Annotated in this window: 1 protein-coding gene; it reads left to right on the plus strand. The window is 61.7% G+C overall.

All coding sequences use genetic code 11. From position 1 onward, the window contains the following. Positions 1–182, plus strand: a 182-nt coding sequence (locus tag ACLQ2O_RS38220) for a hypothetical protein (RefSeq protein ID WP_425842356.1), incomplete at its 5' end; no start/stop codon positions are given. Positions 183–465: the final 283 nt, after the last annotated feature.

Raw genomic sequence — 465 nt, forward strand, 5'->3', positions numbered from 1 at the left:
CCGACGCGTTGCCCGACGACCGACGCGTTGCCCGACGACTGACGCGTTACATCGCAGCAGTCGTCAAACAACGAGCCCGACAACTGACGCGTTGTACGACAACTGACGCGTTGTACGACGACCGACGCGTTGTACGACAACTGACGCGTTGTACGACGACCGACGCGTTGTACGACAACTGACGCGTTGTACGACGACTGACGCGTTGTACGACGACTGACGGGTTGTACGACGACTGACGCGTTACATCGCAGCAGTCGTCAAACAACGAGCCAGTCAGCAGCCGCGTTGTACGACGACCGACGCGTTCCGCGACGACTGACGGGTTGTACGACGACCGACGCGTTGTACGACGACCGACGCGTTGCCCGACGACCGACGCGTTGCCCGACGACCGACGCGTTGCCCGACGACTGACGCGTTACATCGCAGCAGTCGTCAAACAACGAGCCAGTCAGCAGCCGC

Source organism: Kribbella sp. DT2, from assembly GCF_049844575.1.
GTDB lineage: Bacteria > Actinomycetota > Actinomycetes > Propionibacteriales > Kribbellaceae > Kribbella.